Source organism: Rhodococcus sp. R1101, from assembly GCF_000278445.1.
In the GTDB taxonomy this organism is placed as follows: Bacteria; Actinomycetota; Actinomycetes; order Mycobacteriales; family Mycobacteriaceae; genus Rhodococcus; species Rhodococcus gordoniae.
This window is the reverse complement of the sequence record NZ_AJVB01000217.1, coordinates 1-6,313: the sequence shown is the minus strand read 5'-3', so window position 1 is coordinate 6,313 and position 6,313 is coordinate 1. Positions and strand designations below refer to the sequence as shown.

Genomic DNA, 6,313 nt, shown 5'->3' with positions numbered 1-6,313 from the left:
GCGTCGCCCCTGGTCGAGGCTGCCGTCGAGGAAGATCGTGCCCGTCTCCGCGCAGGTCACGGCCGAGCCGGTGACGACCCCGTCGAGATCACCGAGGTCGGCTGCGGGCCTGTCGGTGGAGTCGACCACCACCTCGCCACCGAACTCCGCCAGCCACGACCGATCCAGGCCCTCCGGGACCCCGACGCGGCGCACCCCGCGATCCGTGAGGATCTTCGCCAGCACGACGGGCAGATCCTCCGGCGTGCTCTCGTGCACGTGAGCCTTGTAGTCGACCAGCCGATCGACCAGCAGCTCACGGCGCTCGGCGTCCGGTAGGGTGCGTCCGAGACGATAGTCGCGCGGTACCTCGACCGGTGTCGGCGGTGCGAGGGTCTGCGCCGAACGGATCCGGCCGAGAATCGCGTCGCGGCTGCTCATCGCTGCTGTCCTTCCTCGCGTGCCTTCGCGAGCGCGGCACGGCCTTCATCGGATGCCCACCATTGCCGGAAGGTCTGTTTCGGCGGGGCCGGCATGTCACGGGCGTCGGTCCAACCGGCGAGCGGACCGGGCAGACTGGTGATCTTCCCCTTCTTGCCGGCGAGGACGCGGCCGAGTCCGGCGGCCTTCTGCGCGGCCGTCCAGCGCTGCGAGGACGACATGGCCAGCGAGGCGGCCTTCATCGCCGCAGCCTCGGGCCCGAAGCGGGCGTGTTCGACCTTCTGGTGGCGCAGTTCCACCAGCAACGAGGGGATGTCGATCTTGACGGGGCAGGCGTCGTAGCAGGCACCGCACAGGCTCGATGCGAACGGCAGGCTGGCGTTGGGGTCGTCGGGTCGGTCCATCCCGGCCAACTGCGGGCTGAGGACGGCGCCGATCGGGCCCGGGTAGGTCGAGCCGTAGGCGTGGCCCCCGGTGCGCTCGTAGACCGGGCACACGTTCAGGCATGCCGAGCACCGGATACAGTGCAGCGCTTCACGTCCGATCTCGTCGGCGAGCGCGGCGGTGCGGCCGTTGTCGAGCAGCACGAGATGGAACTCCTGCGGGCCGTCGCCGGGGGTGACACCGGTCCACATCGACGTGTAGGGATTCATGCGCTCCCCCGTCGACGAGCGCGGCAGCAGCTGCAGGAACACCTCGAGGTCACGGAAGGTGGGCAAGAGTTTCTCGATGCCCATGACGGTGATGAGTGTCTGCGGCAGCGTCAGGCACATGCGGCCGTTGCCCTCGGATTCGACGACGGCGAGGGTGCCGGTCTCGGCGATGCCGAAGTTCGCGCCCGACACCGCGACCGGCACGGTCATGAACTTGTGACGCAGGAACTTTCGTGCCGCGGCTGCGAGATGACGGGGGTTGTCGTCGAGGTCGGGGTCGACGTCCGGCATCTCACGCAGGAAGATCTCGCGGATCTCGGCGCGGTTGCGGTGGATGGCGGGCACCAGGATGTGCGAGGGCTTGTCGTGGCCGAGTTGGACGATGAGCTCGGCGAGGTCGGTCTCGTAGGCCGCGATCCCCCGTTCTTCGAGATGCTCGTTGAGCCCGATCTCCTGGGTGGCCATCGATTTGACCTTGATGACCTCGTCGGATCCTGTCTTCCGGATCAGCTCGGTGACGATGGCGTTGGCCTCGGCGGCGCCGGCAGCCCAGTGCACCACGCCACCACGCGCGGTCACCGCCTCCTCGAGCTGGGTGAGCAGCTCCGGGAGGCGGTTGAGCACGTCGGTCTTGATGGCGGCGCCGGCGTCGCGCAGTTGTTCCCAGTCGGGCAGTTCCCCGGTGACGTTCAGTCGCTTGGCACGGATGGTGTGGGTAGCCTTGCCGATGTTGCGCCGCAACTGCGGGTTCGCGAGTTCCTGGTGCGCTGCGTCGGGGAACTTTCTGATGCCGCGCAGATTTCCGGATCCACGCGGCGGGACGGTGGGCATACCGAGTGCGGTCACGCGGGCACTCCCTTGGGGGCGACGGTCGGTTCCACGGAGGCGAGGATCTCGGCGAGGTGGATGGTGCGGGTACCGGTGCGCAGGCGCGTGAGACCACCGCCGATGTGCATCAGGCACGACGAGTCGCCGGCGCTGCAGTATTCGGCGCCGGTGGCGGCGACATTGCTCAGCTTGTCGGCGAGCATCGCAGTGGAGGTCTCGGCGTTCTTGATCGCGAAGGTGCCCCCGAACCCGCAGCACGAATCGGCCTCGGGCAGTTCGACGAGATCGATCTCGCGCACGGCTCGCAACAACTGGAGCGGCTTCTCCCCCACCCGCAGCATCCGCAACGAATGACAGGTGGGGTGATAGGTCACCCGGTGCGGGAAATAGGCGCCGACGTCGGTGACGCCGAGGACGTCGACAAGGAATTCGGACAACTCGTACGTCTTGGCCTTGACGGTGTCGACCCGTCCGCACAACGACGCGGAACCGTAACGGGAGGCGACGATGTCGTGCTGGTGGCGAACGGATCCGACGCACGATCCGGAGGGGGCGACGACGGCGTCGATGCCGCTGTCGCCGAAGGCGTCGACGTAGTTCTCGACGAGCGGCAGCGCGTCGGGTTGGTAGCCGGTGTTGACGTGCATCTGACCGCAGCAGGTCTGGCGTTCGGGGAAGACGACGTCGTGCCCGAGCCGGGTGAGGAGCAGGGCGGTGGCCGAGACGGCCTTCGGGAACATCGTGTCGCCGAGGCACGTCGCGAACAGGGCGATTCGCATGAAGATCTCCGCATCGGGGGTGTGGTCTGACCACATTGAACCACACGTCAGGGAGATCCGCCGCACATTGGCGGACAGCGACCGCATATTCCGTCAGGGGTCGACTGTGACGCGGACCATGGTGTACTTTCACGTGGTCTGACCACATGGGTCGAAATCGCATCCGCCGCCGAGAGCGGCGCAACCACAGGAGTTTCGTGTGGCAACCCGGATATCGGCGGTGACATTCACACCCGCCACTGACGCCATCGCAGGCAGCCTCACCGCATCGGCTCTCGTGGGCCTTGCGCTGCTGTTGACCTTCTTCGTCCTGCTCGCGGGCTTCAAGCTCAAGGCCTGGTATTCCGGACTCGGCGCCCTCGCCGTCGCGCTCGTCGTCGCCATCGTCGGCTTCGACATGCCCGCGCCGCTGGCCGGCCTGTCCGCTCTGCAGGGCATCACCTTCGGGCTCTTCCCGGTGATGTGGATCGTGATCACCGCGATCTGGTTCTACGAACTCACCGTCGTCAGCGGCCGGTTCGAGGATCTGCGGCGCATCTTCAACTCGATCGGTCACGGCGACATGCGGATCCAGGCGATGCTCATCGCCTTCTGCTTCGGCGGCATGCTCGAAGCACTCGCCGGATTCGGCGCACCCGTCGCGATCACCGGCGCCATGCTCGTCACCCTCGGCATGCCCGCTCTGCGCGCCGCGGTCACGGTTCTGATCGCCAACACCGCGCCGGTCGCCTTCGGCGCCATGGCGATTCCGATCACCACCGCCGGTGCGCTCACCGGCATCCCTGCCACCGAGATCGCCGTCGTCGTGGGCCGTCAGACACCGATCCTGGCCCTGTTCGTGCCGCTGCTGCTGCTCTTCCTCGTCGACGGTCGTCGCGGGGTCCTGCAGGCCTGGCCGATCGCGCTCGTCACCGGCACGACCTTCGCGCTGGCCCAGTTCTGGTGCTCGAGCCACTTCTCGTACGAACTCACCGATGTCGTCGCCTCGCTCGCCGGGCTGACCGCAGCTGTGCTGATGCTGCAGGTCTGGAAGCCGCGGACCCCCGACGACCAGCGTTCACGCGTTCATAACGATGCCGTGGCCGTGCAGGCGGGCAGCGGCGGGCCCGGCGCCGCCCTGGCCCCGAAACGTCACGTCGCCGACGACTCGCTGACCACCTCGCGTGTCGTCATGGCCCTGTTCCCGTATCTGCTGGTCATCACGGTGTTCGGCATCGCCAAGCTGTGGACGGTCGGTGTCGACCTGCCGGAGCGTCTCGCGGCCACCGACGTCAGGATCGAGTGGCCCGGCCTGTACGGCAATCTGCTCACGGGCGACGGTGACACATCGAGCAGCGCGGTCTACACCTTCTCGTGGCTGTCGTCGCCGGGAACACTGCTGCTGCTCAGCGGCGCGATCGTCACCCTCGTCTACGCGCGGTGGGACAGCGGCGGCATGTTCCCGCTGACCGTCCGCCGGGCCGTAGCCACCTTCGGCACCACCGTGGTGCGGATGAAGCTCGCCATCGCCACGGTGGCCACCGTCCTGGGTCTGAGTTATGTCATGAACCAGTCGGGCCAGACCGTCGCGATCGGCACGTGGCTCGCCGGCACGGGTGCGATCTTCGCCCTGTTCTCCCCGATCCTGGGTTGGCTCGGCACCGCCGTCACCGGTTCGGACACCTCCGCCAACGCCCTGTTCGCCCGCCTGCAGCAGGCGGCCGGTCAGACCGCCGGCATCGACCCGACGCTGCTGGTCGCGGCGAACACCTCGGGTGGTGTGGTCGGCAAGCTGATCAGCCCGCAGAACCTCACCATCGCCGCCACCGCGGTCGCTCGGCCGGGTAGCGAATCGGTGTTGTTGCGCAAGGTGATCGGCTACAGCGTCGCGATGCTCGTCATCCTCTGCGTGCTGGTCTACCTGCAGTCCATGCCGGTGTTGTCCTGGATGCTTCCCTGATCCGGAATCGACTAGGCTCTGAAGTCATGTCGTCGTCCGAGGGTCGTGCATGGGAGCAGGTGCTGAACCACCTGGAGCAGATGCTGGTCACGGGAGAGCTCGGCCCGGGCCAGCGTCTGCCCCCGGAGCGCACGCTCGCCGCGCAACTCGGCGTCGGCCGGTCCTCCGTTCGTGAGGCACTGCGGGTGATGGAGGCCCTCGGATTGCTCAGCACCCACACCGGGTCCGGGCCGAACGCCGGCGCAATGATCGTCTCGCGTCCCACCGGCGGGATGTCGATGCTCATGCGCCTGCAGGTCGCGGCGCAGAACTTCCCGGTCGCCGACATCGTCCGCACGCGTCTGGTGCTCGAGACGGAAGTGATGCAGGCGCTGGCCAACCGGACCCCGGCCCCGGAACTCTCCCATGCCGAGGAACTCCTGGACGCGATGGACGCTCCGGCGCTGGCCGCACCCGAGTTCCTGGTTCTCGACGCCCAGTTCCATGTTGCGATGGCCGATGCGGCCGGCAATCTCGTCGTCGCGGCGATGATGGCCGGTCTGCGCGACTCGATCGAGAGCTACGTCCTCGCGGGCGCGCCGCACACCGACTGGCCCGCGACCTGCGTGCGGTTGCGTCACGAGCACCGCGGTCTCGTCGACGCGGTCCGCGCCGGCGACGCCACGCTCGCACGCAAGCGCATCGTCGAGCACATCCGCGGTTACTACGCTCAAAGTTTCGGCGCCGACGCGTTCTGACTCCGCTCCCGCACACCTGCACGGTCGACCCGGTCCGACGAGACAAACTGTCGGGCCGGGCTTTTCGGATGTTCGATCACTGCTCTTGCAACTGCCGGATGGCGTCGACCAGCGGCGCCAGGACGGGTTCGGTCGCGGCCTCGTCGAGCGCCTCCCGCAGGGCGGTGTTGTGGGTGGGCCGGGCCTCTTCGAGCAGGCGCCGACCGGCGTCGGTGACGTCGGTGTAGATGCCGCGACGATCGGTAGGACACAGATAGCGCGAGAGCAACCCACGATCCTCGAGCCGCGTGACCAACCGCGTCGTCGCGCTCTGACTGAGAACCACAGCATCGGCGACCTGACGCATCTGCAGGTGCCCGCCCTCCCCGTCGTGCTGACGGTTGAGCACATCCAGCAGCGAGTACTCACGCACGCTCAACCCGTGGCCGGACTGCAGGGCGCTCTCGATCCGGTTCTCGATCCGCCCGTGCAGGAGCGACAGCGCCGACCAACTGTTGGCCAGCGCGGTCATCGAGGGGTCCGTGGCGGTCATGGTCGGCTCCTGGGTCGGCTCGTACGAACAGGTGACGCCGACGGCATGCCGACGTTGTCGCAACGCTCACTATACCCGCGCTTGCAATTAGTCGGCGACTGCAATTATTGTCTACGCCAGTAAAGCGCGTCTGCGTCTCTTCTCGATCGAAGGATCGTTCTCATGCCACTCGCTCTGCTGGCCCTGGCCATCGGCGCCTTCGGGATCGGCACCACCGAGTTCGTGATCATGGGTTTGCTCCCCCAGGTCGGATCGGATCTCGGCGTGTCGATCCCCACGGCCGGATATCTGGTCACCGGCTACGCCCTCGGCGTCATGATCGGCGCCCCGATCATGACGGCGCTCGGCACCCGGATCTCCCGTAAGAACATGTTGATGCTGCTCATGGGCCTGTTCGTCCTGGGCAACGCCGTCTCCGCCCTCGC

General features: G+C 67.5%; 7 protein-coding genes. 3 read left to right on the top strand and 4 right to left on the bottom strand.

Annotation, left to right across the window (positions count from 1 at the left end; translation table 11 throughout):
• From R1101_RS0114085 to R1101_RS0114075, 3 genes are all read right to left on the bottom strand, one after another.
• Nucleotides 1-420, bottom strand: a 420-nt coding sequence (locus tag R1101_RS0114085; protein WP_016934055.1) for a hypothetical protein, incomplete at its 3' end; no start/stop codon positions are given.
• Complete coding sequence (locus tag R1101_RS0114080) at nt 417-1,919, bottom strand: LutB/LldF family L-lactate oxidation iron-sulfur protein (protein ID WP_016934054.1); 1,503 nt, start codon at nt 1,917-1,919, stop codon at nt 417-419. The genes R1101_RS0114085 and R1101_RS0114080, both read right to left, overlap by 4 nt.
• Nucleotides 1,916-2,680, bottom strand: coding sequence for a (Fe-S)-binding protein (locus tag R1101_RS0114075; RefSeq protein ID WP_016934053.1), 765 nt, complete (start codon nt 2,678-2,680; stop codon nt 1,916-1,918). The genes R1101_RS0114080 and R1101_RS0114075 overlap by 4 nt, the downstream gene beginning before the upstream one ends.
• A gap of 220 nt (nt 2,681-2,900) precedes the next feature.
• Here R1101_RS0114075 and R1101_RS0114065 point away from each other — a divergent pair, with 220 nt between their 5' ends.
• Together R1101_RS0114065 and R1101_RS0114060 are read left to right on the top strand one after the other, a co-directional pair.
• Nucleotides 2,901-4,619, top strand: a complete 1,719-nt coding sequence (locus tag R1101_RS0114065) for a lactate permease LctP family transporter (protein WP_016934051.1) — start codon at nt 2,901-2,903, stop codon at nt 4,617-4,619.
• Between the two features lie 26 nt (nt 4,620-4,645).
• Nucleotides 4,646-5,356 (top strand): FadR/GntR family transcriptional regulator, encoded by a 711-nt coding sequence (locus R1101_RS0114060; RefSeq protein ID WP_016934050.1) that lies wholly within the window; start codon nt 4,646-4,648, stop codon nt 5,354-5,356.
• Nucleotides 5,357-5,432: 76 nt separating this feature from the next.
• Here R1101_RS0114060 and R1101_RS0114055 read toward each other — a convergent pair whose 3' ends face one another.
• Nucleotides 5,433-5,888: a MarR family winged helix-turn-helix transcriptional regulator gene (locus R1101_RS0114055; protein WP_016934049.1), complete on the bottom strand. Its 456-nt coding sequence runs from the start codon at nt 5,886-5,888 to the stop codon at nt 5,433-5,435.
• A 162-nt stretch (nt 5,889-6,050) separates the two neighbouring features.
• On the opposite strand from R1101_RS0114055, the gene R1101_RS26805 reads away from it, so the two are divergent.
• Nucleotides 6,051-6,313, top strand: a 263-nt coding sequence (locus tag R1101_RS26805) for an MFS transporter (protein ID WP_037223437.1), incomplete at its 3' end; no start/stop codon positions are given.